22 protein-coding genes, 1 tRNA gene and 1 pseudogene are annotated in these 23916 nt (G+C 39.7%); 16 read left to right on the forward strand and 8 right to left on the reverse strand.

What is annotated here, in order from left to right; translation table 11 throughout:
- The first annotated feature begins 112 nt into the window (after nt 1–112).
- The gene (locus tag L1264_RS13135; protein WP_135924393.1) at nt 113–1186 is read left to right on the forward strand and encodes a sensor histidine kinase; all 1074 of its coding nucleotides are present in this window, start codon (nt 113–115) and stop codon (nt 1184–1186) included.
- A complete protein-coding gene (locus L1264_RS13140) occupies nt 1183–2007 on the forward strand; it encodes a LytR/AlgR family response regulator transcription factor (RefSeq protein ID WP_135924394.1) in 825 nt (274 codons plus the stop codon). The genes L1264_RS13135 and L1264_RS13140 overlap by 4 nt, the downstream gene beginning before the upstream one ends.
- A gap of 73 nt (nt 2008–2080) precedes the next feature.
- On the opposite strand, the gene pyk is transcribed toward L1264_RS13140, so the two are convergent.
- Entirely contained in the window at nt 2081–3514 is a 1434-nt protein-coding gene (gene pyk, locus L1264_RS13145) for a pyruvate kinase (RefSeq protein WP_199526545.1), read from the reverse strand.
- Between the two features lie 425 nt (nt 3515–3939).
- Between pyk and gndA the strand changes: the two genes are divergently transcribed.
- Complete coding sequence (gndA, locus tag L1264_RS13150) at nt 3940–5313, forward strand: NADP-dependent phosphogluconate dehydrogenase (protein ID WP_054553937.1); 1374 nt, start codon at nt 3940–3942, stop codon at nt 5311–5313.
- Between the two features lie 40 nt (nt 5314–5353).
- On the opposite strand, the gene ansA is transcribed toward gndA, so the two are convergent.
- Nucleotides 5354–6364 carry an asparaginase gene (gene ansA / locus L1264_RS13155; protein ID WP_199526544.1) on the reverse strand — a complete coding sequence of 337 codons (1011 nt, stop codon included), beginning with the start codon at nt 6362–6364 and terminating at the stop codon, nt 5354–5356.
- 59 nt (nt 6365–6423) lie between these two features.
- Nucleotides 6424–8289: pseudogene (sppA, locus tag L1264_RS13160) on the reverse strand (signal peptide peptidase SppA).
- A gap of 198 nt (nt 8290–8487) precedes the next feature.
- Here sppA and L1264_RS13165 point away from each other — a divergent pair.
- The 7 genes from L1264_RS13165 (at nt 8488) to L1264_RS13195 (ending at nt 13715) form a co-directional block, all read left to right on the forward strand.
- A complete protein-coding gene (locus tag L1264_RS13165) occupies nt 8488–10449 on the forward strand; it encodes an oxidoreductase (protein ID WP_199526543.1) in 1962 nt (653 codons plus the stop codon).
- A gap of 61 nt (nt 10450–10510) precedes the next feature.
- The gene (locus tag L1264_RS13170) at nt 10511–11221 is read left to right on the forward strand and encodes an HvfX family Cu-binding RiPP maturation protein (protein WP_138556896.1); all 711 of its coding nucleotides are present in this window, start codon (nt 10511–10513) and stop codon (nt 11219–11221) included.
- A 63-nt stretch (nt 11222–11284) separates the two neighbouring features.
- Complete coding sequence (locus L1264_RS13175) at nt 11285–11833, forward strand: NAD(P)H nitroreductase (RefSeq protein ID WP_135924400.1); 549 nt, start codon at nt 11285–11287, stop codon at nt 11831–11833.
- A 198-nt stretch (nt 11834–12031) separates the two neighbouring features.
- The gene (locus L1264_RS13180; protein WP_138556897.1) at nt 12032–12409 is read left to right on the forward strand and encodes a hypothetical protein; all 378 of its coding nucleotides are present in this window, start codon (nt 12032–12034) and stop codon (nt 12407–12409) included.
- Between the two features lie 74 nt (nt 12410–12483).
- Nucleotides 12484–12574, forward strand: a tRNA-Ser gene (locus tag L1264_RS13185).
- A 52-nt stretch (nt 12575–12626) separates the two neighbouring features.
- Entirely contained in the window at nt 12627–13025 is a 399-nt protein-coding gene (locus L1264_RS13190) for a hypothetical protein (RefSeq protein ID WP_135924402.1), read from the forward strand.
- Nucleotides 13026–13097: 72 nt separating this feature from the next.
- Nucleotides 13098–13715: an FKBP-type peptidyl-prolyl cis-trans isomerase gene (locus tag L1264_RS13195; RefSeq protein ID WP_135924403.1), complete on the forward strand. Its 618-nt coding sequence runs from the start codon at nt 13098–13100 to the stop codon at nt 13713–13715.
- 67 nt (nt 13716–13782) lie between these two features.
- On the opposite strand, the gene fur is transcribed toward L1264_RS13195, so the two are convergent.
- The 5 genes from fur to L1264_RS13220 all read right to left on the reverse strand — a co-directional run bounded on the left by fur (nt 13783) and on the right by L1264_RS13220 (nt 16324).
- Nucleotides 13783–14226: a ferric iron uptake transcriptional regulator gene (gene fur / locus L1264_RS13200; RefSeq protein ID WP_135924404.1), complete on the reverse strand. Its 444-nt coding sequence runs from the start codon at nt 14224–14226 to the stop codon at nt 13783–13785.
- Between the two features lie 190 nt (nt 14227–14416).
- Nucleotides 14417–14944: a flavodoxin FldA gene (fldA, locus tag L1264_RS13205; RefSeq protein WP_135924405.1), complete on the reverse strand. Its 528-nt coding sequence runs from the start codon at nt 14942–14944 to the stop codon at nt 14417–14419.
- A 14-nt stretch (nt 14945–14958) separates the two neighbouring features.
- Nucleotides 14959–15237: a LexA regulated protein gene (gene ybfE / locus L1264_RS13210; RefSeq protein WP_004586673.1), complete on the reverse strand. Its 279-nt coding sequence runs from the start codon at nt 15235–15237 to the stop codon at nt 14959–14961.
- Nucleotides 15238–15239: 2 nt separating this feature from the next.
- The gene (locus L1264_RS13215; protein ID WP_062569139.1) at nt 15240–15461 is read right to left on the reverse strand and encodes a DUF2788 domain-containing protein; all 222 of its coding nucleotides are present in this window, start codon (nt 15459–15461) and stop codon (nt 15240–15242) included.
- 98 nt (nt 15462–15559) lie between these two features.
- Entirely contained in the window at nt 15560–16324 is a 765-nt protein-coding gene (locus L1264_RS13220; protein WP_199526542.1) for an alpha/beta fold hydrolase, read from the reverse strand.
- Between the two features lie 131 nt (nt 16325–16455).
- Between L1264_RS13220 and seqA the strand changes: the two genes are divergently transcribed.
- From seqA to L1264_RS13250, 6 genes are all read left to right on the forward strand, one after another.
- Nucleotides 16456–17052 (forward strand): replication initiation negative regulator SeqA, encoded by a 597-nt coding sequence (seqA, locus tag L1264_RS13225; RefSeq protein ID WP_135924407.1) that lies wholly within the window; start codon nt 16456–16458, stop codon nt 17050–17052.
- Between the two features lie 16 nt (nt 17053–17068).
- Complete coding sequence (pgm, locus tag L1264_RS13230) at nt 17069–18706, forward strand: phosphoglucomutase (alpha-D-glucose-1,6-bisphosphate-dependent) (RefSeq protein WP_199526541.1); 1638 nt, start codon at nt 17069–17071, stop codon at nt 18704–18706.
- A 79-nt stretch (nt 18707–18785) separates the two neighbouring features.
- Complete coding sequence (gene astE, locus L1264_RS13235; protein WP_199526540.1) at nt 18786–19841, forward strand: succinylglutamate desuccinylase; 1056 nt, start codon at nt 18786–18788, stop codon at nt 19839–19841.
- Between the two features lie 270 nt (nt 19842–20111).
- Nucleotides 20112–21326, forward strand: coding sequence for a thiamine pyrophosphate-dependent dehydrogenase E1 component subunit alpha (locus tag L1264_RS13240; RefSeq protein ID WP_135924410.1), 1215 nt, complete (start codon nt 20112–20114; stop codon nt 21324–21326).
- Nucleotides 21326–22303: an alpha-ketoacid dehydrogenase subunit beta gene (locus L1264_RS13245; protein ID WP_199526539.1), complete on the forward strand. Its 978-nt coding sequence runs from the start codon at nt 21326–21328 to the stop codon at nt 22301–22303. The genes L1264_RS13240 and L1264_RS13245 overlap by 1 nt, the downstream gene beginning before the upstream one ends.
- A gap of 8 nt (nt 22304–22311) precedes the next feature.
- The gene (locus L1264_RS13250; RefSeq protein ID WP_138556908.1) at nt 22312–23883 is read left to right on the forward strand and encodes a dihydrolipoyllysine-residue acetyltransferase; all 1572 of its coding nucleotides are present in this window, start codon (nt 22312–22314) and stop codon (nt 23881–23883) included.
- The last annotated feature ends 33 nt before the right edge of the window (nt 23884–23916 follow it).

Consider the following 23916-nt stretch of genomic DNA (forward strand, 5'->3'; position numbering starts at 1 on the left):
TTTTTATACCTGAATTATGCGTTAAGGCTATAAAAAATTAAGATAGGCGGCAGTGCTTTGTATAACAGTCTATCGGTATAATAACTTTAAGTTTGTAAGGTAACTTGATATTTTGAATTGGCAATCATTAGTTGATAATCGACAACGTTTTTTCTGGGTTTTGCAAATTGCAGGCTGGATAGGGTATGCGTTAGTTAATTACATCGGCTCTAAAGTATTTGAAATGCGTGATATTTACGTGTTTGTCATTGTATTAAATGCTTATGCTGGTTGTTTAATGACAGTGCCTTTACGCTACATGTATCGCAAAGTGTGGAATGCTTCGCCTTGGGTACTCATGTTAGTAGTATTTGGTGCCTCTTATTTAACGGGCACACTTTGGGCTGTAGTACAAAAATTTAATTTATGGGAGATATACCGCCATGGTTATCGCCCAAACGAGTGGTTTTATTACTTTCAGCAAGGTTTAGATTCAGTCTATATTATCCTTTGTTGGAGTGGATTATATTTTGGTATTAAGTATTACCAGTTATTGCAAAGTGAACGTCAAAAGGCTTTAAAAGCGACAACAATGGCTCACGAAGCACAACTTAAGATGCTACGCTATCAGCTTAATCCGCACTTTTTATTTAATACGCTTAATGCAATCTCTACACTTATTTTGGTTAAAGAGAATAAAGATGCTAATTTAATGGTGTCTAAATTAAGTGATTTCTTGCGTTATACACTCAATACAGATCCAATTAAAAAAGTTCCATTAGAGCAAGAAATTCATGCATTAATGCTGTACTTAGAAATTGAAAAAGTACGCTTTGATGAGCGTTTACAAATTAACGTTGATGTAAGCGAACAAGCAAAAAAAGCCTTAGTACCAAGTTTAATTCTCCAGCCGTTGATAGAAAACGCCATTAAGTATGCGATAGCACAACTCAACGAGGGCGGAGTCATTGATATTAAGGCACAAGTTTTTGCAAATGAATTATTATTGGAAGTAGGCGATAATGGTCCTGGCACTGAGCTTAAAAATGGTCAGCTTGTTAATTCTCAAGGGGTTGGTATAGCTAACACTCAGGATCGATTAAAAACACTTTATGAGAACAACTACTCGTTTGTTCTCTCTGACAATACGCCAAGTGGATTAAAAGTAAATCTGCGCGTTCCGTTTGAAAAGGCTGTTAAGAAATGAGCAAAATTAGAACTTTGATCGTTGATGATGAACCGCTTGCAAGGAAAGGCTTAGCCGTTCGACTTTCTGAATTTGAAGACATAGAAGTAATTCGTTTATGTAGCAATGGTCAAGAAGCAATAGATGAGTGCTTATCAGGGAATATAGAACTGGTATTCTTAGATATTCAAATGCCAAATATGAATGGTTTTGAAGTGGCCCGCGCTTTAAGCGAAAGTGTTAATCCATTGCCTGCCATTGTGTTTGTAACTGCGTTTGATCAGTTTGCGGTAAAAGCATTCGAGATTCATGCATTGGATTATATTCTTAAACCAGTCGATGACAACAGACTAAAACAGGCGGTAGAAAAAGTGCATACTTATTTAAAAACACAACAAGATAACGCCCATAAGAAGAAACTAGCAAGCTTTGTGGCTGGTATTACTGGCAACAATTGTGAAGAGATTTTGAAAAAGCTTGCGACAGGCGATAGCCTTGCAGATCGTCGTTATCCTGAATCACTGGCAGTAAAAGAGCAGGGCGAAATTGTTCGTGTTCCTGTTGTTACAATTCAATGGGTTGATGCTGCAGGTGACTATATGTGTTTACATTGCCAAGATGGCCAAACTCATATCTTACGTAAAACCATGAAAGAGCTAGAGCAAGAGTTAGATCCGCAACTGTTTGTTCGTGTTCACCGCAGTGCTATTGTTAACACCAAACAAATTAGTAAGCTCGTCACTCAGGTGAGTGGGGAGTACTTGTTAGTTCTCGATAATGGACAAGAGTTAAAAGTAAGCCGCAGCTATCGTGACAAAGTAAAAGCTGCACTAGCAAGTTAATAAGCTTTCATAATCAGTTAAAGACAAAAAAGGCGCAATCAATGCGCCTTTTTTAATCAGTGATTGCAACAGTTTAAACTGTCACAATCTTCATTGTATTGGTAGCACCAATAGTTTCCATCGCATCACCGTGAGTTAAAATCACAGTATCTCCGGTGCTTAAAGAACCAAGTTCTACTAATGTATTGAGTGCTTCGCGAACCATATTTTCATCTTCACATTTAGTTGAATCAAAAAACACAGGGTAAACACCGCGATACAATGCAGTTTGACCTAAAGTGCTAGCGTGACGTGATAATGAGTAAATTGGTAAGCCAGAACTAATGCGCGACATTAATTTAGCTGTGCTACCTGATTCAGTCAGTGTCACAATCGCTTTTACAGAATCAAGATGGTTGGCTGCATACATAGCAGACAGTGCAATTGACTCTGCATTAGATGAAAAGCGGCTATCTAAACGGTGCTTAGAAACGTGAGTTTCTTTTTGAGACTCAGCACCTAAACATACGCGGGCCATAGTAGCAACGGTTTCTTCAGGGTAGTCACCAGCTGCTGTTTCAGCAGATAACATTACTGCATCAGTGCCATCTAGAACCGCATTTGCAACGTCCATAACCTCAGCGCGTGTTGGCATCGGGTTATCAATCATTGATTCCATCATTTGCGTTGCTGTTACCACAGTACGGTTTAGTGAACGTGCGCGGCTAATAATTAGCTTTTGTTTACCAACAAGGGCAGCATCACCAATCTCAACACCAAGGTCGCCACGAGCAACCATAACAGCATCAGAAGCAAGTACGATATCATCAACTGCTTCAACTGTTTCTACAGCTTCTGCACGTTCGATTTTGGCAAGAAGCTGCGCGTTAGAACCAGCAGCTTCTGCTAATGAGCGAACATAGCGCATGTCATCGCCACTACGTGGGAATGATACTGCAATATAATCAACACCAATTTCTGTGGCTGTGATTAAATCTTCTTTGTCTTTCTCTGTAAATGCCGGAGCCGTAAGACCACCACCTAAGCGGTTGATACCTTTATTGTTAGAAAGTACACCACCCACAGTGACTGTGGTGTGAACTAAATGACCATCTACGCTATCAACAGTCAGTTGGATAAGGCCGTCATTTAATAACAGTAAGTCACCTGATTTAACATCGTTTGGTAACTCTTTATAATCGATACCTACAGCATTTACATCGCCTTGGCCTTTTTCCATTTTTGCATCTAAGGTAAATTTAGCGCCAACTGCTAAGTTTACTTTACCGTCTTTAAACGTAGATACGCGGATTTTTGGGCCTTGTAAATCAGCAAGAATTGCAATGTGCTTGCCTAAACGCTTTGCAATATCGCGAACTGCTTGTGCGCGGTCTTTGTGATCTTGTGCTACGCCGTGTGAGAAGTTCAAACGAACCACATTTGCACCTGCACGAATGATTTTTTCTAAGTTGTTATCGCGATCGGTTGCCGGCCCAAGTGTCGCAACAATTTTAGTGCGTCTTAGCATCAAATTCTCCTGTGCGCTTAAAAATATTAAGCGAATTGATGGTTATCTATTAAAATGTTGTGCTTATTTAATAGCATATAAATGAATCAAATTAAGCTTAATGCAGAATTCATAAGTAAAAAATCATTGTTTTTACGTATGAGTATCTGGCTCTTTGTATTAAATACAGAGTTTACAAAGCATTAATGACGCTATTATGACACCGGTGTCAGGTAGCGTCAATACACATACCTTTTTAAAGGGTATTATAAAAATCTGGTCCGATGCCCTTATTAATTTGATATACTAACCCCAGCTTGCTGCGTGCCTTTTATAGATTTATAGCAAGTTAGCTCGGAAGCTCGCATTTTTGGGCTGCTTGGGTATAATGCGCGCGTATTTATTTTGATTAACTAACCAATAGTTGTTACCGAGGAGGACACTAAATGCAAGTTGCATTAGTAGGGTTAGGCGTTATGGGTAAAAATCTTGCCCTCAACCTGATTGAAAAAGGGCTGACATTAGTAGCTTATGATAAAAACCCAGATGCGGGTGCCGAGTTACTAAGCTGTGCGAAAGCACTAGGTTTGGCAGACCGTTTACATATTGTGTCTGATTTAAATGATATGGTTAGACGCTTAGAGCCGCCTCGTTCGATTCTACTTTTAGTTCCTGCTGGTGAATTGGTTGATAAAGTATGTACAGAGCTTGCAGAAGCAGGCGTTGACTGTGATGACATTATAGTAGATTGCGGCAATAGTAACTATAAAGACGGCATAAGCCGTAAACTTAAATATCAAAACAAATTTGAATTTGCCACTATGGGTATTTCTGGCGGTGCCGAAGGTGCTCGTCACGGCCCAGCTATGATGGCAAGTGGTTCAGAGGGCGGCTGGGAGCGTGTTGAGCCGTGGTTTGAAAAAGTAGCTGCAAGCTATAAAGGTGAGTCATGCTTTGCCCGTGTAGGTCAATCTGCAAGTGGTCACTTTGTGAAAATGGTTCATAACGGTATCGAATATGCGTTAATGCAATTAATTGCAGAAATGTATCAATTATTGCGTTTAGGCACGAATCGTTCACCAAAAGAAGTTGCTGACATTTTTAATGAATGGTCTGAAGGCACATTAAATAGCTACTTACTGTCAATCTCAAGCCATATCTTGAGCCTCGAAACAACAGAAGGTGAACCGCTAGTTGATTTAATCGACAACAAGGTTGGCGCTAAAGGCACTGGTTTATGGACTGCGCAAAATGCGCTAGAGCTTGGTATTGCAGTACCATCATTAGTGGCAGCTGTTCAAGCACGTCACTTAACAAATACTTGTGATACGCATGCTGCTAAAGAAATGACTTACGCTGCTAAAGCAACTGACACAGTTGATTTAGACTTAGCGGAGCTAAAAGATGCATTCACTCTGGCAAGTTTACTTGCTTATCGTCAAGGTTTAGCACTTATCAAAGGTGCGTCACGCGCTCATCAGTGGAAAGTTGATCTTTCTAAAACGCTACAAACATGGCGCGCAGGCTGTATTATCCGTGCTGATTACTTAGACAACGTTGCTGAAGGTGTAGAATTTATTGATTCTATGCAGCGTGAGTCAGCAGCTTTACGTAAAGTGACAGGTGCAGCGGTTGCTTCTGGTCTTGCTTTCCCTGTATTAACAGCAACGCAAACTTACATTGCGACGTTAACAACACCAAGCAATGGTCACCTTGTGCAAGCACAACGAGATTACTTTGGTGAACATGGTATTAAAACCCACAGCGGTGAAATATGCCATTTAACTGACTTAGTTGAGATTGACGAAAAAGTTCGTTAATCATCAAAAAACTAAAAAAGGCACCAATTGGTGCCTTTTTTTAACGGCTTAACTCGCCGCGAAGGTTATCTTGCATCAAGTGTCGAATTGTTTCTACTTCAAGCTTTTGACTAAATAAGTAGTGCAACTTGGTCAAACAGGCTTCTAATGTCATATCATAGCCGCTAATAACACCGCAATTAAGCAAAGCATTCCCTGTGGCATAGCCGCCCATATTCACTTGGCCTTTTAAACATTGCGTTAAATTAACAATCACCATACCGCGATTACTTGCATCATTCAGAATATCTATAAATGCAGAGTCTTGTGGCGCATTACCCACACCAAAACTCAAGAGCACCAAGGCCTTTATATTGTCGTTTACTAAACTTTTTACCACTTCAGGGCTGATACCCGGATATAAGTAAAGTACACCAATAGGCTGTGGAGTAATATTGGAAACTTGCAGTGCATTATCAACGTAAGGACTTAGCTGGCCTTTGATAAGTTGAATATTAATACCTGACAATGCTAAAGGTTCAAGATTCGGAGAGGCAAATGCATCAAAACCATCAGCATGGGCTTTTGTTGCACGGTTACCGCGGAATAATTGGTTATTAAAGAATAGGCTTACTTCAGCAATAGGGTAATTAGCTGCTAAATACATTGCATTGAGTAAGTTGACTTGGCCATCAGAACGAAGCTGCGAAAGCGGAATTTGCGAGCCTGTGACAATCACAGGTTTTGTCAGGTTCTCAAACATAAATGACAGGGCAGAAGCGGTATAAGCCATAGTATCTGTACCGTGCAGAACCACAAAACCATCATAGTCTTGGTATTTACTTTTGATATCGTCAGCAATTAGTTGCCAGTGGGCAGGTGACATATCTGAAGAATCAATCAGTGGGCAATATTCGTGAATATCAAATAAAGGCATTTCGTCACGATTAAATTCTGCATTATTGACCACAGTTTCGGTTAAAAAACCTTCAGCCGGTACATAGCCTCGGCTCGATTTTTTCATCCCGATGGTACCACCTGTGTAGGCGATATATATACGTTTACGTTTCATAAAAAAGGCCCAGTTAAATAACTGGGCCTAGTATACCTAAAATTGAATTGCTAAGTAACTTATTGAATTACATTACACACCAAACAACGAGCGTATACGCCTTGTGGATCGTTGTAATCTTTAAGATTGTCAATTTCACTACTTAGTTGCTTGATCAGGCTCTGTAAATTAGCTTGTGTAGCCAATACTGATTGTGATGAATCAGACTTAGCAAAGAAGCTTTTAACTGCTGCTGTACCAAAGATATCTTGAAGCATTTGCTCTTGCGGTGTAAGCGATTGTTTGATCGTTTTAACATCTTAATGCTTAAGTTTAGCTAGTTCAGCGGCAGCTTCAATTGCATCTTGCTTGTCACCCAGTTTATCAACTAAACCAAGCTCTTTTGCTTGTGTTGCAATCCATACACGACCTTGAGCAATTTTATCTACTTGTTCAGGTGTCATATTGCGCGCTTCAGCCACAACATCTAAAAAGCGTTTATATGCATTTTCAACACTTAGTTGGATAATATCTGCCATTTTCTCATCAAGCGGTCGCGCAATTGAGAAGCCTGCAAGATCTGTTGTCGCAACACCATCTGAATATATACCCAGTTCAGCCATAGTATTTTCAAATGTCATGAACGTACCAAACACACCAATTGAACCTGTAATTGTGCTAGGTGCAGCCCAAATTTCATTGGCGGCTGAGGCAATCCAGTAACCACCCGATGCTGCTACCGAGCTCATAGAAGCAATAACAGGTTTACCAGCAGCTTTCAGAGCTAAAACTTCAGCTCGAATAACTTCAGATGCGAACATACTGCCGCCGCCTGAATCTATACGTAATACCACTGCTTTTACTTTGTCATCTAAACGAGCTTTACGAAGTAGGGCAGCTGTAGAATCACCGCCAATTTCACCGGCTTTGCGTTCGCCATCGACAATAGTGCCTTTAGCAACAACAACCGCTACTTTTTCAGTGATTGGGTTGTCAAATTCAACAGGTGGTTTTACCAATGATAGATATTCACGGAAACTGACTTGCTTAAAGGTCTTACCGGTTTCTTCTGCACCGACTAATTCAATCAGTTGCTGGCGAATTTGCTGTGATGTTTTTAAAGAATCAACCCATTGATTGTTCAAAGCGTACTGACCAGAGTTACCGTCAACGGCCTGCATTTTAGCTAAGTACACATCCATATCTTCATCAAAATTGCTTTCATCGAATGGGCGGCTTGCAGCAACATCTGTTTTATATTCATTCCAAAGTGCTGTTAACCAAACGCTGTTCGCTTCTTTTGCTGCATCAGACATGTCGTTGCGAATAAATGGCTCGACTGCTGATTTATAAGTACCAACACGGAAAATATGCTGTGTTACTTTTAGCTTTTCTAATGCTTCTTTAAAGTAAAGAGGGAACATGCCATAGCCTTCGATACTCACACCACCGTAAGGATGCATTGAGATTTCGTCAGCATGAGCTGCAATATAATATTGTGCTTGAGTGTAATAATAGCCTGTAGCAATAACTTGTTTACCAGCCGCTTTAAACTCATCAATAGCCTTAGTAATTTGCTTAAGTTTATTGATGTGTGCACTAGGCATTTTTTGTAGGTCAAGTAGCATTACAGTGATGCGATCATCATTGGTTGCTTCGTTGATAACTTCGATTACATCATCAAGTAAAATTTCTGATGGTGCTTCTTTGCCCATAGTTGCGTCATTAATCGCAGCTTCTACAGGATCAACGTAAGTTTTTTCTTCAACTATTGGGCCATTTAAGTTGAGGCGCAACACAGTTCCGTCTGCTACTTTTACTTTGTCTTCTTCACCTGTTATTGCAACGAAAAAGAGTATTACTAGTAATAAAAATAAAATGTTTAGGACTAAACGGCGGGAGAAGTTAATCCCAGTCCAAATGCCTTTAAATATCTTTGCTAGCAAAATAAATCCTTAATTCAATACAGCTTTGTAATGACTCATCTTAGCTTAGATTAACTTTAAATTTAACTGTTAAATAGTAACAGAGTGTTTAAAAAGACAATTTGCTACAGAATATTTACTAGCGAAAAGTTGATTATTCTAAGTTATTACCGCAGAATCTATTTCAAGTAGAGGTTCGACCAGTTAACGGGGCACACAATGTTAGAACAAAAATTACAATTAAAGCATACCGAACTTCGTAACCGTTTGGTTATGGGATCAATGCATACCGGCTTAGAAGAGGGATGGCACAACCGTAAACGCTTGCGCGCATTTTATGAAGCACGTGCAAAGGGTGGCACTGGATTAATTATAACTGGTGGTTACAGTCCAAATTTACGAGGTAAGCTATCGCCTTTCGCCTCAACGTTTAACTCGTTTTATGATGTGATTAAACATCGCGCATATACGGATGCAGTGCATCAACATGGCGGAAAAATTTGCTTACAATTATTACATGCTGGCCGTTATGCATATCATCCATTTAATCAAGCACCAAGTGCTATTCAAGCACCTATTAATCCTTATAAACCTAAAGAAATGTCGTTAGGCTCAATAAAAAAGACTATTAAAGACTTTGCAAACTCAGCAAAACTAGCTGAAAAAGCAGGTTACGATGGTGTTGAAATAATGGGGTCTGAAGGCTATTTGATTAATGAGTTCATGGCTAACCATACTAATAAACGTACGGATAGTTATGGAGGTAGCCTTGAAAATCGTATGCGTTTAGCTATTGATATTGTAAAAGCTGTTCGCGCTAAAGTAAGTGAAAAATTTATTATTGTATTTCGCCTATCTGTAATGGATCTGATCCCAAACGGCTCGACACCTGAAGAAGTTAAACAACAAGCGCTTTCACTTGAAAAAGCGGGCGTTGATATCTTTAACACGGGGATTGGTTGGCACGAAGCACGTGTTCCAACAATAGCGAGCATGGTACCACCGGGTGCCTTTAAAGAGGCATCAAAACGTTTAAAAGATACAGTATCGGTACCAGTAATCGCAGTAAACCGCATTAATACACCTGAAATAGCCAATGGTATTTTAGAGGCGGGTGAGTCTGATCTAATTTCGATGGCGCGTCCTTTATTAGCGGATCCTGAGTTTTTTAATAAATACGTAAATAACAAGTCAGAGCAAATCAATATCTGTATTGGCTGTAATCAGGGTTGTTTAGACCATGTATTTAAAAACAAACGTGCGACTTGCTTAGTTAACCCACAGGCTGCTTTTGAATTAGACTATAGCCTTGAAAAAGCGTCATCTTCTCGTTTAGTGCTTGTTGTTGGTGCAGGCCCCGCTGGTCTGGCTGCTAGTTGCTATTTAGCAGAAAAAGGTCATAAAGTGACTCTAATTGAGCGTAAAGAGCAGATGGGCGGTCAATTTAATTTAGCAATGCAAGTACCTGGTAAGGAAGACTTTAACCATACTCTTAATTACTTTACTAATGAGTTAAAACGCTTAAATGTTGATTTAAAGCTAGGCACTGAATTTACAGAAAACATGCTTAACCAATACGATGATGTTGTGTTTGCAACAGGTGTTAGACCTCGTGAAGCAAAAATAGAATGTAACGATGGCAAGCGTGTGTTTGCCTATGATGAAGTGATCCGCGGTGAGGTAGAGCTCGGTAACAAAATAGCGATTCTAGGTGCCGGCGGTATTGGTTTTGATATGGTTGCCTTTTTAAGTGAACACAAAGGGCAAACTATTGAGCAATTCAAAACTCAATGGGGTATTGAATGTGAAGCTGCACCTGAAAAAGATAACCGCCAAATATACATGCTTAAGCGAAGTGCAGGGCGTTTTGGTAGTGAACTGGGTAAAACAACGGGTTGGATCCATCGTCAAGTTGCTAAACAGCATGGTGTAAAGCAAATTGCTGAGTGTCAGTACCTTAGCTTTGACAACCAAGGTTTGAAAATTACTGTTAAAGGTGAAGAGCAAATCTTAGATGTTGATACTGTGATTGCTTGTATTGGTCAGGTTTCAAATACAGAAACATTCGAAAAACAAACAGAAAACGCCAAAGTTCACGTTATTGGTGGAGCCAAATTAGCTGCCGCTATTGATGCGAAACGTGCGATTTTTGAAGCGCTACAAGTCGCTCGTAAAATTTAATTGAAAGTAAACTAGAAAACCCGCGGTCTGTGTGATTAATCTAATTAGTCACGAGACCGCAATGTTGATCACACACTTATTACCTCTTTACCAACGCATCTTAACTAAACTTCAGTTTTTAGATGGACTACCCAGCCTATTTATTCGCTTAATATTAGCCCCAGTGATGATCATTGCCGGCTTTAATAAACTTGCCTTAAGCGGTGATGTTAACCATTTTTATCAATACTTTTTAGCCTCTGATGATATCGTCGCTTGGTTTGGTAATAGTGAATGGGGGTTAGGCCTACCAATGCCCTCTGTACTGGCCTTTTTAGCAGCATGGACAGAGTTTTTAGGCGGCATTTTGCTGTTATTTGGTCTGTTCACACGTTTAGTAGCAATCCCCTTAATGATAACTATGCTTGTTGCTGCAACGACTGTGCACGCAAGTAATGGCTGGTTTGCTGTTACCCCAACAGATGCGAGTACCAGCCCTGCAAGAGTCCTCAATTGGCTTGCAATTCCTGCAAGTGAAGCCAGTTTGATTAATTCAAAAGAAGCGGGTGAGAGATTAACTAAAATGCGCGAGTTATTAGAGACTCATGGTTATACGGAATACCTGTATGCTAAAGGGAAACCTGTGATTTTAAATAATGGTATTGAGTTTTCAGCGCTCTATTTCGTTATGCTACTAAGCTTATTTTTTTCGGGGGGAGGTCGCTATTTTAGCCTCGATTATTGGCTTGTTAGAAATCGCACTAAGCTCTTTATTGCAAGTGAATATAAATGATAAGCTAGAACTTTAATGCCTTTATAAAATGAGGCGCTGTATTAATGTTTTAATAGGAATTAAATGGACGCTTTAACTCTTTTACAAACTCGACAATCAGATCCACGTCTTATAGCTCCGGGTCCATCAGAAGAACAGCTTGAGATTATTCAAAGAGCTGCAATAAAAGTACCGGATCATGGTTGCCTTGCTCCTTGGCGTTTTATTGTTGTTGAAGGCGATGCTCGGCATAGATTAGGTGATATTTATCATCAAGCTGCAGTTGCTGAACATCAAGATGAGCGCACGGTTAATCGTGCAAAAGAACTACCACTTCGCGCCCCTATGATTATCATTGCCATTGCTGATGTAAAAGAAAACCCTAAAGTGCCACGTATTGAACAAGTTCAAAGTGCTGGTTGTGCAGTGCTTGCCATGCAGCAGGCCGCTTTTGCCCAAGGATTAGGTGGGATCTGGCGCACAGGCTATTTTGCTCAAAGTGAATCAGTCAAAAAAGCTTTAAATTGTAAAATTGATGACGAGATAGTTGGCTTCTTATATTTAGGTACTCCTGAAGTTGATATTAAAAAGCCTATTAGGCATAAACCAGATACTTTTTTTGAGAGACTTTAAAAATTAGGAACTTTTTTATATTTATGCAGTCAGATGCTATTAAGCTTGCATGTGTTAGTTTAATTAATTTAAGCTGCAGTGTAAGAATTATTAGGATGCAAAAAACAAAATAATTATTCTTCAGTGTGTTTTTTAATCGGTTGTTTTTTGTTAACGTAGGGATAGTCTTAAAAAATAACGATAAAGAAGACGAGGACAATGGGAAACTTATTTTTACGAGAAAAAGAAAATTGGTTCGCTTGGTCAATATGGGGCATTATAGGTGCTGCCCTCACTTTTTTTGTGGCTATCTCAACTAGAGCGCCACAATTTCTTGGCTTATCTGCTATTGGGTTTTTGTTGTTACTTACGTGGTGGATGCACAGTACTAAGCGGTTTGATTTTGGTCGCGCTTTTAAAGTTTGTTGTTATGTATTGACCTTAACCTGCTTACCCGCATTTTTATTAGTGATAGTACCAAATAACAATCTAAATAAAATAGACGTTATTGTTCAGGGGGCAGGGTTTGCTCTTATCAGTTTAATTGTCTGTTTTGTCTGCTCAATGATTGCGCGTCGACCTAAACAGTATTACTAAATATGAGTTTTTATTGTTTTTTTACAATTAAGGCTTTACATCGACCACGGTAACTAATATTATGCGCGCCGTACGGAGAGATGGCAGAGTGGTCGAATGCACCGGTCTTGAAAACCGGCAGGGGTTTGTAGCCCCTCTAGGGTTCAAATCCCTATCTCTCCACCATTATTTAAAAAAACCGCCTACAGGGCGGTTTTTTGCTATCTGGAGATAAATAATGTCAGCAAGCACACCTTCTACACCTATAAGAATGATAAAGCATGTTTTACTTTGGTGTATCTTCTCTTATTTTTATCATAGTGGCATTAATGTACTTGTTGCTATGGCTCATGATGCACAACCAGATTACGGGTTGTTATCCTCAATTGCGTATGGCATTGGTTTCAATGTACTCGTAGGTCATTTAATTGGTAAGTACGATAAACATTGGCCTGTTATTGCGGCAATATTTATCGCTGTAGTTGGGCTTGTTGTAGTGCCTTTAATATTAATGGGGCAGGCGAGTTTAAAAGATACATATTTTATTTTGGCTATGGTGATAAGTTTACCGGTTGCAACATTAGTCATTGAGAAAATAAAGCAACGAATTAGTTTAAACACTGAGCAAACGCAATAAACTAAGCGATATTCGTTGTTTTTTTATGTTAGTATGGGCACGTCTTTTAACTAAATAAACGTGAATTTAAACATGTCAGATAATTTTACAACAGACGCTGAAAAAGCAAGTTACGGTATTGGTTTACAAATGGGTGAGCAATTAAAAGCAAACCCTTTTGAAGGTTTAAACTTAAACTCTGTATTTGAAGGTATGAAAGACGCATACACTGGTAACGATTTCCAAGTTGAAATCCCAGCAATTCAAGCTGCCTTTGAAAAGATCAATGCTGAAATCCAAGCTCGCCGCGAAGAAGAAGCTAAAGTACTTGCTGCTGAAGGTATTGCCTTCTTAGAAGAAAATGCAAAACGTCCTGAAGTAACAGTAACTGAGTCAGGTCTTCAATACGAAGTGCTTACTGAAGGCAATGGTGAGAAACCAACTGTAGATTCAACAATTCGTGCGCATTACCATGGTACACTTATCAATGGTACGGTATTTGATAGCTCTTATGAGCGTGGTCAACCAGCTGAATTCCCAGTGGGTGGTGTTATCAAAGGTTGGACTGAAGCAGTACAAATGATGGGTACTGGTTCAAAATGGCGTTTATACGTACCGCATGAGCTTGCTTATGGTGAGCGTGGTGCTGGTGCTGCAATCGCACCTTTCTCAACACTAATCTTTGATGTTGAGCTATTAGAAATCATCTAATTGATTTTAATAGGTATAAAAAAACCTGCTTTAAGCAGGTTTTTTTATGTCTGAAATAAACAGCTAATTAGCTATTTGACTCAGCGTATTCTTTACACTTAACTTTGTCCTCACACTCACCATAAAGGTAAAGAGAGTGGTTAGTTAATTTAATGCCATTTTCTGTAGCAATCTCTTCTTGACGACGTTCGATTAAATCATCTTCAAATTCAACAACCTTGCCGCATTTAAGACAAACGAGGTGGTCATGGTGAGTGCTACCTGATAATTCAAATACTGACTTGCCGCCTTCGAAGTGGTGGCGAGATACAATACCTGCATCATCAAATTGGTTAAGTACACGGTAGACAGTTGCAAGACCAATCTCTTCGCCTTTGTCTAATAGAATTTTATAGACATCTTCAGCGCTGATGTGTTGATTGTCTGGAGATTGTAGAATCTCTAAAATTTTAATACGCGGCAAAGTTACTTTTAACCCTGCTTTTTTTAGTTCCAAGTTGTGATCAGTCATTCAATCTGTCTCAATTTATTTAGTTATACTAGGCATCATTAAGATGCACACGACACATTAGCAACTGTTAGAATAACGTGCCTAGTTACTAAGTGCAAAGAACAATTCGTTTGATTGCTGTTTTTTTTAGACGAAAACGAACTGGTTGTGCATCTTTACATCAGCTAGTAAATGCGAGTAGTACTTGTTATTAATCAGCAAGTTCCGCTAAACACATCTCTTCATAAACTTGAGCGCACCAGTCTTTTACACGTTGCTCTGTCAGTTCAGGTTGACGATCTTCGTCAATCCCTAAGCCAACAAACGTTTTGTCATCAATTAATGCTTTTGATGCTTCGAAGTCATAGCCATCAGTTGACCAGTGACCTACTACAATCGCGCCACGCTCAGTAACGATGTCATTGATCATACCCATTGCATCTAAAAAGTATTCAGCATAGTCTTCTTGGTCACCACAACCGAAAATTGCAACCAGTTTACCTTCGAAGTCTACTTCTTCTAATTCAGGGAAAAAATCATCCCAGTCACATTGCGCTTCACCGTAGTACCAAGTTGGAATACCGAATAACAATAAATCGAATTCAGCAATCTCTTCTTTAGAACTTTTTGCAATGTCATGAACCGCGACTAGCTTTTTACCTAATTCTTTTTGAATCATTTTAGCTACGTGTTCAGTATTACCTGTGTCGCTTCCGAAAAAAATACCTACGCTTGACATGGATTTAAAACCTTCTATCTATCAATAGCCAATCTTTCTTGTAAAATTGTTTCAATCAACGCGCTACGGCTAATATTCTGCGCATCTGCCATATCGCTTAATGCCTGATATAACTGTGATGAAACCTTAAATTCTACACGCTTTAAACCACGTGCTTTATCTCGCTTTATTTGATTACGTTTATTTACTTTTAATTGCATGTCGCGAGGTAGGGGATTTGTTTTAGGTCTACCTGGACGTTTCTCGTATTCAAATAAATCGGGTGTTGTTCTATCTGTTTCTGATTTTGCCATATCTAGCCCACACCTGCGCCTTGCCAAAAGACTTGAATAAGACCTTTAGCTATAAACCCAGAACAGCCTAAGAATAGCACTAACCAAACGATGTATCGGCCAAATTTTGGTACATCACCTTTTTTAAGGACGTCTTGAATTGCCATTCCAATAAAAAAGAAAATGCCGGCTAAGCCAAAATACAACCCTAAGGTATCAAATTCGTTAATTAACTGACTGACCATCAACGTATAAACCTTCAAAATAAACGGCGCGTACTATACCACACAAATTCATAATAATTTAGTGCGCACGATCAAAAACAGCGAAATTTATCTGTCTTTTATGTGGCTAAAAAATCGCTAATTGCTTTATTTACGGCAAGCGGTTTTTGTGCGTGTAACCAATGACCAGCGCCATGAATTATTTTTGCTTTAGCATTAGGAAATAACGCCATAATTGCAGGGCGGTGCTCAGCTAAGATGTAGTCTGAATCATTACCTTTGATGAACAAAGTATCACATAAACAAGAATCATTTTCATCAACTTGAGCTAAAATATTTTCATATTGCTGATATATAACCGCTAAATTAAAGCGCCATTGGTAGTGGCCTTGATCGTTCTTAGCAAAGCTCTTTAATAAAAACTGGCGTACACCCACTTCATCTATGTGTTTTGCAAGGACTTCATCAGCGGCTTTCCTGTCAGCAACATTTGACTCGGCTACTTCATTCAGGCCTGCGAAAATAGCACTATGACGAGGGTTATTAGCAACAGGAGAGATATCTAACACCACTAGTTTATTGATTAGCGCTGGGTGATTAAGGGCTAATTGCATAGCAACTTTACCGCCCATTGAATGACCAATGATGTGAGCTTTATTAATGTTCAAGTGTTCAAGTAACTCACTGACATCTTGAGCCATAGCATGGTAATTCATGGTATCGCTGTGGAATGATTTACCATGATTTCGTAAATCGATATTCGTTACGCGGTAATTTTCAGCTAAGGCTTTTGCGATTACATTGAGGTTTTCTAGCGAGCCAAACAAACCATGGATCAACACAACGTCTGAACCTTGACCCATTTGTTGGTAGTTTAATAGCATTTTCAACTCCTAATTTTAATGGCAGTATTTTGCCTAGCGAAATAACAAATTGCAAAACATAGAGAATTACTGCGAGCTTAGGTATAATCATCGAGAACTTTTATAATGTGACCCGTAAAGACAGGAATAACATGAAAAAAATTGACATAGACGACGAGTTATATCAATACATAGCTAGCAACACGCAAAGTATTGGTGAGAGCGCTTCCACTATTTTACGTCGTTTATTAAACCTTTCTGATGGCACCTTAGCGCCCGTTGAAACAGCAACTAGCAAAACTGAACAAGAATCTCCAGTTGTTGAACCTGAACAAGCAATAGAGCAAGAACCAGCCCCTAAACACGATGAACCTGAACAAGTCGAAACTGTCACAACAGCGCAACAAGTCAAAGGTAATGTGTTTAATGTGTTAAACAAAGAAGAACTGGCAATGCAAAAAGGTGTTGTTGGTCGTTTCTTATTTATCTTGGCAGCGCTTTACAGAACACACAAAGCAGATTTTGCGAACGTTCTAGAAATTAAAGGCCGTGACCGCGTCTATTTTGCAACGAGTAAAGAGGCGTTGCTTGAAAGTGGCAGTAGTATGAATCCAAAAAATATCACCGATACAGAGTATTGGGTGATGACTAACTCAAATACAACCAGAAAAAAAATGATGCTTCATGAAGTGGCCCTAAGCCTAGGCTATAGTGCGGACGAAGCAGAAAAAATTCGTGATTACTTATAATAGGTAAGGAAATAATATGGCGATTCATCCAGAGGCAGGGAAACCTGCGCCACAACAGAGCTTAGTAAATGTTCCAAAACTAATCTCTGCTTATTACTTAAATGAACCTGATCTTGAACAAAACCCAGAGCATTGCGTTGCTTTTGGTACGTCTGGTCACCGCGGTTGTTCATTCGATGTAAAATTTAATGAATCGCATATATTAGCGATCACTCAAGCAATTTGTGATTATCGTAAAGAAAATAACATTTTTGGACCTCTGTTTCTTGGCAAAGATACGCATGCTTTAAGTGAAGCTGCTTTTAATTCAGCAATTGAAGTGTTGGTTGCGAATGAAGTGCAAGTTATTACTCAAGAGAATGACGACTATACGCCAACCCCAGTGATCAGCCACGCAGTTGTTTGTCATAATAAAGAAAATCCAAATGAATTGGCCGATGGTATCGTTGTAACTCCGTCACACAACCCGCCTGAAGATGGTGGTTTTAAATATAATCCACCGAATGGCGGACCTGCTGATACTGACGTTACTAAATGGATCGAAGATAGAGCAAATCAATTACTGCTTGAAGATTTAGTTGCTGTAGAGTTATTTCCGTTTGCTAAAGCATCACGTTCTGGCTTTATCAAATACCAAGATTTAATAACACCTTATGTCGATGACTTAGCGAACATTGTTAATTTAAAAGCTATTAGCGATGCAAAAATCAAAATTGGTGTGGATCCACTCGGTGGCTCTGGTATCAACTTCTGGCCAGTGATTGCCGAAAAATATAATTTAGACTTAACGGTCGTAAATAAGTCTGTTGATCCAACATTCTCGTTCATGCCTTTGGATAAAGACGGTAAAATCCGTATGGACTGCTCATCTCCTTATGCAATGACTAATCTTATTGCTTTAAAAGATGACTACGATATTGGTATCGGTAACGACCCTGATTATGACCGTCACGGCATTGTTACACCTGATGGTCTAATGAATCCAAATCATTTTTTAGCGGTTGCAATTGACTACTTACTAAATAACCGTGAATGGTCAAACGATGTTGCAATTGGTAAAACGCTCGTATCTAGCGGCATGATTGATAAAGTGGTTGCACGTAATAACCGTGAAGTAAAAGAAGTACCAGTAGGCTTTAAATGGTTTGTTGAAGGCTTAAGCAAGGGGACACTTGCTTTTGGTGGTGAAGAAAGTGCAGGGGCGTCATTCTTGCGCTTCGATGGTACGGTGTGGAACACCGACAAAGACGGTTTTATCTTAGGTTTACTAGCTGCTGAGATATTAGCAGTAACGGGTAAAACACCTTCACAGCTATATAAAGAACTTGAGCAAGAGTTTGGTGCACCTATCTATAAACGTATTGATGCCCCAGCTAATGCACAGCAAAAAGCGCGTCTAAAAGCGTTATCAGCAGATGATGTAACTGCCAGTACCTTAGCGGGTGATGCTATTACACAAAAACTAACTCATGCACCTGGCAATAATGCTGCTATTGGTGGTTTAAAGGTTGTTACCGAAAATGGTTGGTTTGCAGCTCGTCCATCAGGCACAGAAGATATCTATAAAATTTACCTAGAATCATTCAAAGGTGAAGAGCATCTAGCATTACTAGAAAAAGAAGCGAAAAAACTGGTTGATACAGTAATTAGCTAATTTCATTTTTATCTTTTAAAACGGCTGAGATTCTCAGCCGTTTTTGTATTCTACTCTCACGTATTTTTAGGATAGGACAATGAGCTATTCAATTCCTTCATATCTTGACGAATTAAAAAGCAATGGCGACTTTTTAACCTTAACCCGTAACAATGAATTTTCACTTGAGCCTTGTGCATTCACCCTTGAGAATGGCACTGATGTGACAGTTCATGATACGGGCATCATTGAATTTCAACCAAATCAGCAAACAAACAAAGATATTGTTCTTTCAAGTGCGATACATGGCAACGAAACGGCGCCAATTGAAATTTGTGACCAATTAATTAGAGCAATTATTAAAGAACAACTGCCGCTTAAGCAGCGTGTACTGTGTATTTTTGGTAATCCAAAGTCGATTAATATCGGTAAGCGCTTTGTAGATGAAAACCTAAACCGCCTGTTTAACGGTCACCATACTGTAGAAGGTATTGCTTCAAACCCTGAGCGAGTTCGTGCAAAGCAGCTTGAGGATGTTGTTTCTGATTTTTTCCAAAGAGGCAACCACAACAGTGAGCGTTTTCATTATGACCTTCATACTGCAATTCGTGGCTCTAAAAATGAAAAGTTTGCTGTATACCCATTCTTACATGGAAAACCGTGGAAAAAATCACAGCTGCAATTTTTACTCAGCTGTGGTGTAAACACAGTATTAATGATGAAATCAGCGGCAACAACGTTTAGTTACTACTCGTCGTTTGTACATGGTGCTGATTCATTTACGGTAGAGCTTGGTCAAGTAAAGCCATTTGGTGAAAACGACATGAGCCGCTTCGAGAAAACCAAACAAACTTTAACTGCATTAATTAGTCAAGAAAAGGTGGATTATAAAGAATTTAATGCAGGTGATTTTGAGTTGTTTTCAGTTTATAGAACAATAAACCGTACGTGTGAAGACTTTAGCTTCCCATTTGCTGATGATGTAGAAAACTTCACCGGTTTTGCAAAGGGTGAATTATTGGCAATTGATGGTCAGACCAGATATGAAGCGGAGGTAGAGGGTGAAGCTATTATCTTCCCAAACGCTGATGTAGCCTTAGGTCAGCGTGCTTTGCTTACCGTTATCCCAATGCAAGTTGATAGCAACTTTATTTAAAATCTCTGCATTAACACCCATCTATATTAAGTTAACTATATGACTATAAAGAGTTTATTTTGTTGTATAGTTAACTTTCCATGCGTTTTTAGCCATTTCTCATCTATTCGTCTATGATTAGTTGAATAACAACTTACGTTAACGTAAAGTGACGGCAGTTTAATTTAATTAGATTGAATATTGCGCAAACTTTATCCTTACAGCAAATGCTGATAATAAACACAAATAAGGGCAGTGGCGTAGGTTTCTGACAACGAAAGAAGGTAGGTTATGAGTAATCCAAATAACGTATCGCTAAACATTAATCATGATCTGTCATTTATTGATGGTCACGCATTAACGATCCCTACATTAAGTATTCTTAATGAGGAAGGCGACATTCATGAAGGTGCCACCGCACCCGATATCGACAAAGCAACCGCAATCCGTTTATACGAGACAATGCGTTTTATTCGAGCACTTGATGAACGTATGCAAGCAGCACAGCGTCAGGGTCGTGTAAGCTTTTATATGCAATGTTTAGGTGAAGAAGCGGCTGTAACCGCATCAGCAGCAGCGCTTGACCAAAACGATATGATCATGGCCCAATACCGTGAACAAGCCGCTTTGCGATACCGAGGTTTTACACTTGACCAATTCATGAACCAAATGTTTTCAAACGAAAAAGATTTGGGTAAAGGTCGCCAAATGCCAATTCACTATGGCTCACGCGAACTTAACTACATGACAATTTCATCACCACTTGGTACGCAAATTCCGCAAGCAACAGGTTATGCGTATGGTCAAAAAGTTCGCCATATTGACCCACAAACAGGTGAGTTAAACAGCACAATTGATAACATCACCATTTGTTATTTTGGTGAGGGTGCAGCCTCAGAAGGTGATTTTCATGCGGGCTTGAATATGGCTGCTGTTCACCAAGCGCCAGTTATCTTTTTTGCTCGTAATAATGGCTATGCGATTTCAACCCCTGCTGATGAGCAATTTAAAGGGGATGGTATTGCTTCTCGTGGTGTCGGTTATGGTATTAAAACAATCCGTGTTGATGGTGCTGATGCCCTTGCAGTTTATGCTGCAACTAAAAAAGCACGTGAAATTGCCACTAAACATGGTGAGCCAGTTTTAATTGAATCAATCGCTTATCGTTTAGGGGCTCATTCAACGAGTGACGACCCAAGCGGCTACCGCAGCAAAGACGAAGAAGCTAAACACAAAGGCTGTCCAATCGAACGTTTCCGTAATTGGTTACTAAAACAAGGTTGGTTAGACGAAGCGCAAGACGCAAAAGACAAAGAAACAATTCGTGAAGAAATTTTAGCAGCGCTTAAGCGTGCTGAAAAAGTAGCAAAACCAGCATTAGAAGATCTTATTTCTGATGTTTATGATAAGCCAATCCCATCACTGCAAAAACAATACGAACAATTAAAAGAGCACATTTTGCAGCATCCTGATGCTTATCCAACAACTGCTGGGAGATTAAAGTAATGGCTAAAATGAACATGCTTCATGCAATTAACTCTGCCCTTGATATCACCATGGCAGAGCATCCAAATGCATGTATTTTTGGTGAAGACGTTGGTTATTTTGGTGGTGTATTCCGTGCAACATCGGGCTTACAAGAAAAATATGGTAAGCACCGTGTGTTTAATACACCGTTAACTGAGCAAGGTATTTTAGGTTTTGCTAATGGTTTAGCGGCGTTTGGTGCACCTGCTTTAGCTGAAATTCAATTTGCAGATTATATTTTCCCTGCATTTGACCAAATCGTGAATGAATCAGCTAAATTCCGTTACCGCAGTGGTAATGAATTTGATGTAGGCAATCTAACAATTCGTACTCCGTATGGCGGTGGTATCGCAGGTGGTTTATATCACTCACAATCACCAGAAGCCTATTTTGCTCATACACCGGGTTTGAAGTTAGTTGTGCCACGTAATCCTTATCAAGCAAAAGGCTTACTTCGTGCATCAATCAAAGATGATAACCCTGTTATTTTCTTTGAGCCAAAACGTTTATACCGTGCATCAACGGGCGAAGTACCAGAAGAAGATTACAGCATCGAACTTGGCAAAGCTGAAGTTGTGCAAGAAGGCACTGATGTCACTTTGCTTGCTTGGGGCGCACAGATGGAAATCGTTGAAGATGCGGCTAAAAAAGCAGCTGAACAAGGTATTAGTTGTGAAGTTATCGACTTACGTACTATTTTACCTTGGGATGTTGAGACAATCGCTAAATCAGTGACTAAAACAGGTCGTTTAGTCGTTAGCCACGAAGCACCAATCACAAATGGTTTTGGGGCTGAAATCGTTGCAACAATTCAACAAGAGTGTTTCTTACACCTTGAGTCGCCAATTGCTCGCGTGTGTGGTTTAGATACGCCATATCCATTAGCACTTGAAAAAGAATATGTGCCGGATGCACTAAAAGTGCTTGCTGCGATTAAGCAATCAGTTGAGTTTTAGGAGTCAGTATGTCTAAAGATTTTATCTTGCCAGATATCGGCGAAGGCATCGTAGAGTGTGAAATTGTAGAGTGGTTAGTTGCAGAGGGCGATGCTGTAAAAGAAGACCAGCCTATTTGTGATGTGATGACCGACAAAGCGCTTGTGCAAATTCCAGCTGTCCATGATGGTGTGATCAGCAAGCTATATTATGCAAAAGGTGATATTGCGAAAGTCCATGCGCCATTATTTGCAATGGATGTTGATGGCGAAGCACCAACACAAAGCGAAGAAGCTCAAGCTCCTGCGGCTACTGAAGCACCATCTGAGACTGGTGAGCACTTAGAAGATTTCATTTTGCCAGATATCGGTGAAGGTATCGTTGAGTGTGAAATTGTTGAGTGGTTAGTGAGTGAAGGCGATGAAATCGTTGAAGACCAAGCTGTGTGTGATGTAATGACAGACAAAGCATTGGTGCAAATTCCGGCTAAATACACAGGTAAAGTGAAAAAGCTTTATTACCAAAAAGGTGATATTGCAGCGGTTCATAGCCCATTATTTCAAATGAGTATTGCGGGCCAAAGCGCAGAGCCTGATGTAAGCTCTGCGGTAGTTAAAGCACAAACAAATGCAGTGACTAAATCTGCAGAAAAGTCAGCACCTGCATCTAGCGCAACTAAACAACTTAACAAAAAAGCAGTTGCTTCACCTGCTGTTCGTCGTAAAGCCCGCGAACTAGATGTTGATTTAACGCAAGTACCAGGCTCTGGTAAAAATGGCCGGATTTATAAACAAGATATCGAAGATTTCTTAAACGAAACACCAAGCCAAGAAACACAACAACAAGCTGCGCCAAAAGCGGCAGAACCAGCGGCAACTGTAACAGCAGTGTCTGGTGGTAGTCGTGTTGAGCCAATTAAAGGCATTAAAGCCGCAATGGCTAAGCAAATGGTTGCCTCAGTTTCGACAATTCCTCACTTTACATTCTGTGATGAAATCGACCTGACTAAACTAATTGCAATGCGCAGCGAGTTAAAAGAGCAGTATAAGCAACAGGGCGTTAAGCTCACTATGATGCCGTTTTTTATCAAAGCGCTGTCATTAGCTATTAAGCAATTCCCAGTACTTAACTCACAAGTTAATGATGATTGCAGTGAGCTGACTTACTTTGATGATCATAACATCGGTATGGCGGTTGATTCTAAGATTGGTTTACTCGTGCCTAACATTAAATCATGTCAGTCAAAGAGCATTGTAGATGTTGCAAATGAGGTTACTCGTTTAACTGAAGCGGCACGTGATGGTCGTGTTTCACCAGATGATTTGAAAGGCGGCACTATTAGCATTTCTAACATTGGTGCGATTGGCGGCACAATTGCAACCCCGATCATCAATAAACCTGAAGTAGCGATTGTTGCTTTAGGTAAACTGCAGCATTTACCTCGTTTTGATGCACAAGGTAATGTAATTTCAGCTGCTATTATGCAAGTAAGTTGGTCTGGCGACCACCGCGTGATTGATGGCGGAACGATTGCCCGCTTCAACAATTTGTGGAAGTCATACTTAGAAGATCCTGCAAAAATGATGATGGCGATGAGCTAACATTAATAAGCATTAAAAAACCAGCCTCGGCTG

Source organism: Pseudoalteromonas sp. APAL1, assembly GCF_021532475.1.
Classification (GTDB): domain Bacteria; phylum Pseudomonadota; class Gammaproteobacteria; order Enterobacterales; family Alteromonadaceae; genus Pseudoalteromonas; species Pseudoalteromonas lipolytica_C.

Excerpts from the sequence above, each read along its gene's own strand:
- L1264_RS13140 (WP_135924394.1), top strand. The coding sequence starts at position 1,183 with ATGAGCAAAATTAGAACTTTGATCGTTGATGATGAACCGCTTGCAAGG.
- pyk (WP_199526545.1), bottom strand. The coding sequence starts at position 3,514 with ATGCTAAGACGCACTAAAATTGTTGCGACACTTGGGCCGGCAACCGAT.
- gndA (WP_054553937.1), top strand. The coding sequence starts at position 3,940 with ATGCAAGTTGCATTAGTAGGGTTAGGCGTTATGGGTAAAAATCTTGCC.
- ansA (WP_199526544.1), bottom strand. The coding sequence starts at position 6,364 with ATGAAACGTAAACGTATATATATCGCCTACACAGGTGGTACCATCGGG.
- L1264_RS13165 (WP_199526543.1), top strand. The coding sequence starts at position 8,488 with ATGTTAGAACAAAAATTACAATTAAAGCATACCGAACTTCGTAACCGT.
- L1264_RS13170 (WP_138556896.1), top strand. The coding sequence starts at position 10,511 with ATGTTGATCACACACTTATTACCTCTTTACCAACGCATCTTAACTAAA.
- L1264_RS13175 (WP_135924400.1), top strand. The coding sequence starts at position 11,285 with ATGGACGCTTTAACTCTTTTACAAACTCGACAATCAGATCCACGTCTT.
- L1264_RS13180 (WP_138556897.1), top strand. The coding sequence starts at position 12,032 with ATGGGAAACTTATTTTTACGAGAAAAAGAAAATTGGTTCGCTTGGTCA.
- L1264_RS13190 (WP_135924402.1), top strand. The coding sequence starts at position 12,627 with ATGTCAGCAAGCACACCTTCTACACCTATAAGAATGATAAAGCATGTT.
- L1264_RS13195 (WP_135924403.1), top strand. The coding sequence starts at position 13,098 with ATGTCAGATAATTTTACAACAGACGCTGAAAAAGCAAGTTACGGTATT.
- fur (WP_135924404.1), bottom strand. The coding sequence starts at position 14,226 with ATGACTGATCACAACTTGGAACTAAAAAAAGCAGGGTTAAAAGTAACT.
- fldA (WP_135924405.1), bottom strand. The coding sequence starts at position 14,944 with ATGTCAAGCGTAGGTATTTTTTTCGGAAGCGACACAGGTAATACTGAA.
- ybfE (WP_004586673.1), bottom strand. The coding sequence starts at position 15,237 with ATGGCAAAATCAGAAACAGATAGAACAACACCCGATTTATTTGAATAC.
- L1264_RS13215 (WP_062569139.1), bottom strand. The coding sequence starts at position 15,461 with ATGGTCAGTCAGTTAATTAACGAATTTGATACCTTAGGGTTGTATTTT.
- L1264_RS13220 (WP_199526542.1), bottom strand. The coding sequence starts at position 16,324 with ATGCTATTAAACTACCAACAAATGGGTCAAGGTTCAGACGTTGTGTTG.
- seqA (WP_135924407.1), top strand. The coding sequence starts at position 16,456 with ATGAAAAAAATTGACATAGACGACGAGTTATATCAATACATAGCTAGC.
- pgm (WP_199526541.1), top strand. The coding sequence starts at position 17,069 with ATGGCGATTCATCCAGAGGCAGGGAAACCTGCGCCACAACAGAGCTTA.
- astE (WP_199526540.1), top strand. The coding sequence starts at position 18,786 with ATGAGCTATTCAATTCCTTCATATCTTGACGAATTAAAAAGCAATGGC.
- L1264_RS13240 (WP_135924410.1), top strand. The coding sequence starts at position 20,112 with ATGAGTAATCCAAATAACGTATCGCTAAACATTAATCATGATCTGTCA.
- L1264_RS13245 (WP_199526539.1), top strand. The coding sequence starts at position 21,326 with ATGGCTAAAATGAACATGCTTCATGCAATTAACTCTGCCCTTGATATC.
- L1264_RS13250 (WP_138556908.1), top strand. The coding sequence starts at position 22,312 with ATGTCTAAAGATTTTATCTTGCCAGATATCGGCGAAGGCATCGTAGAG.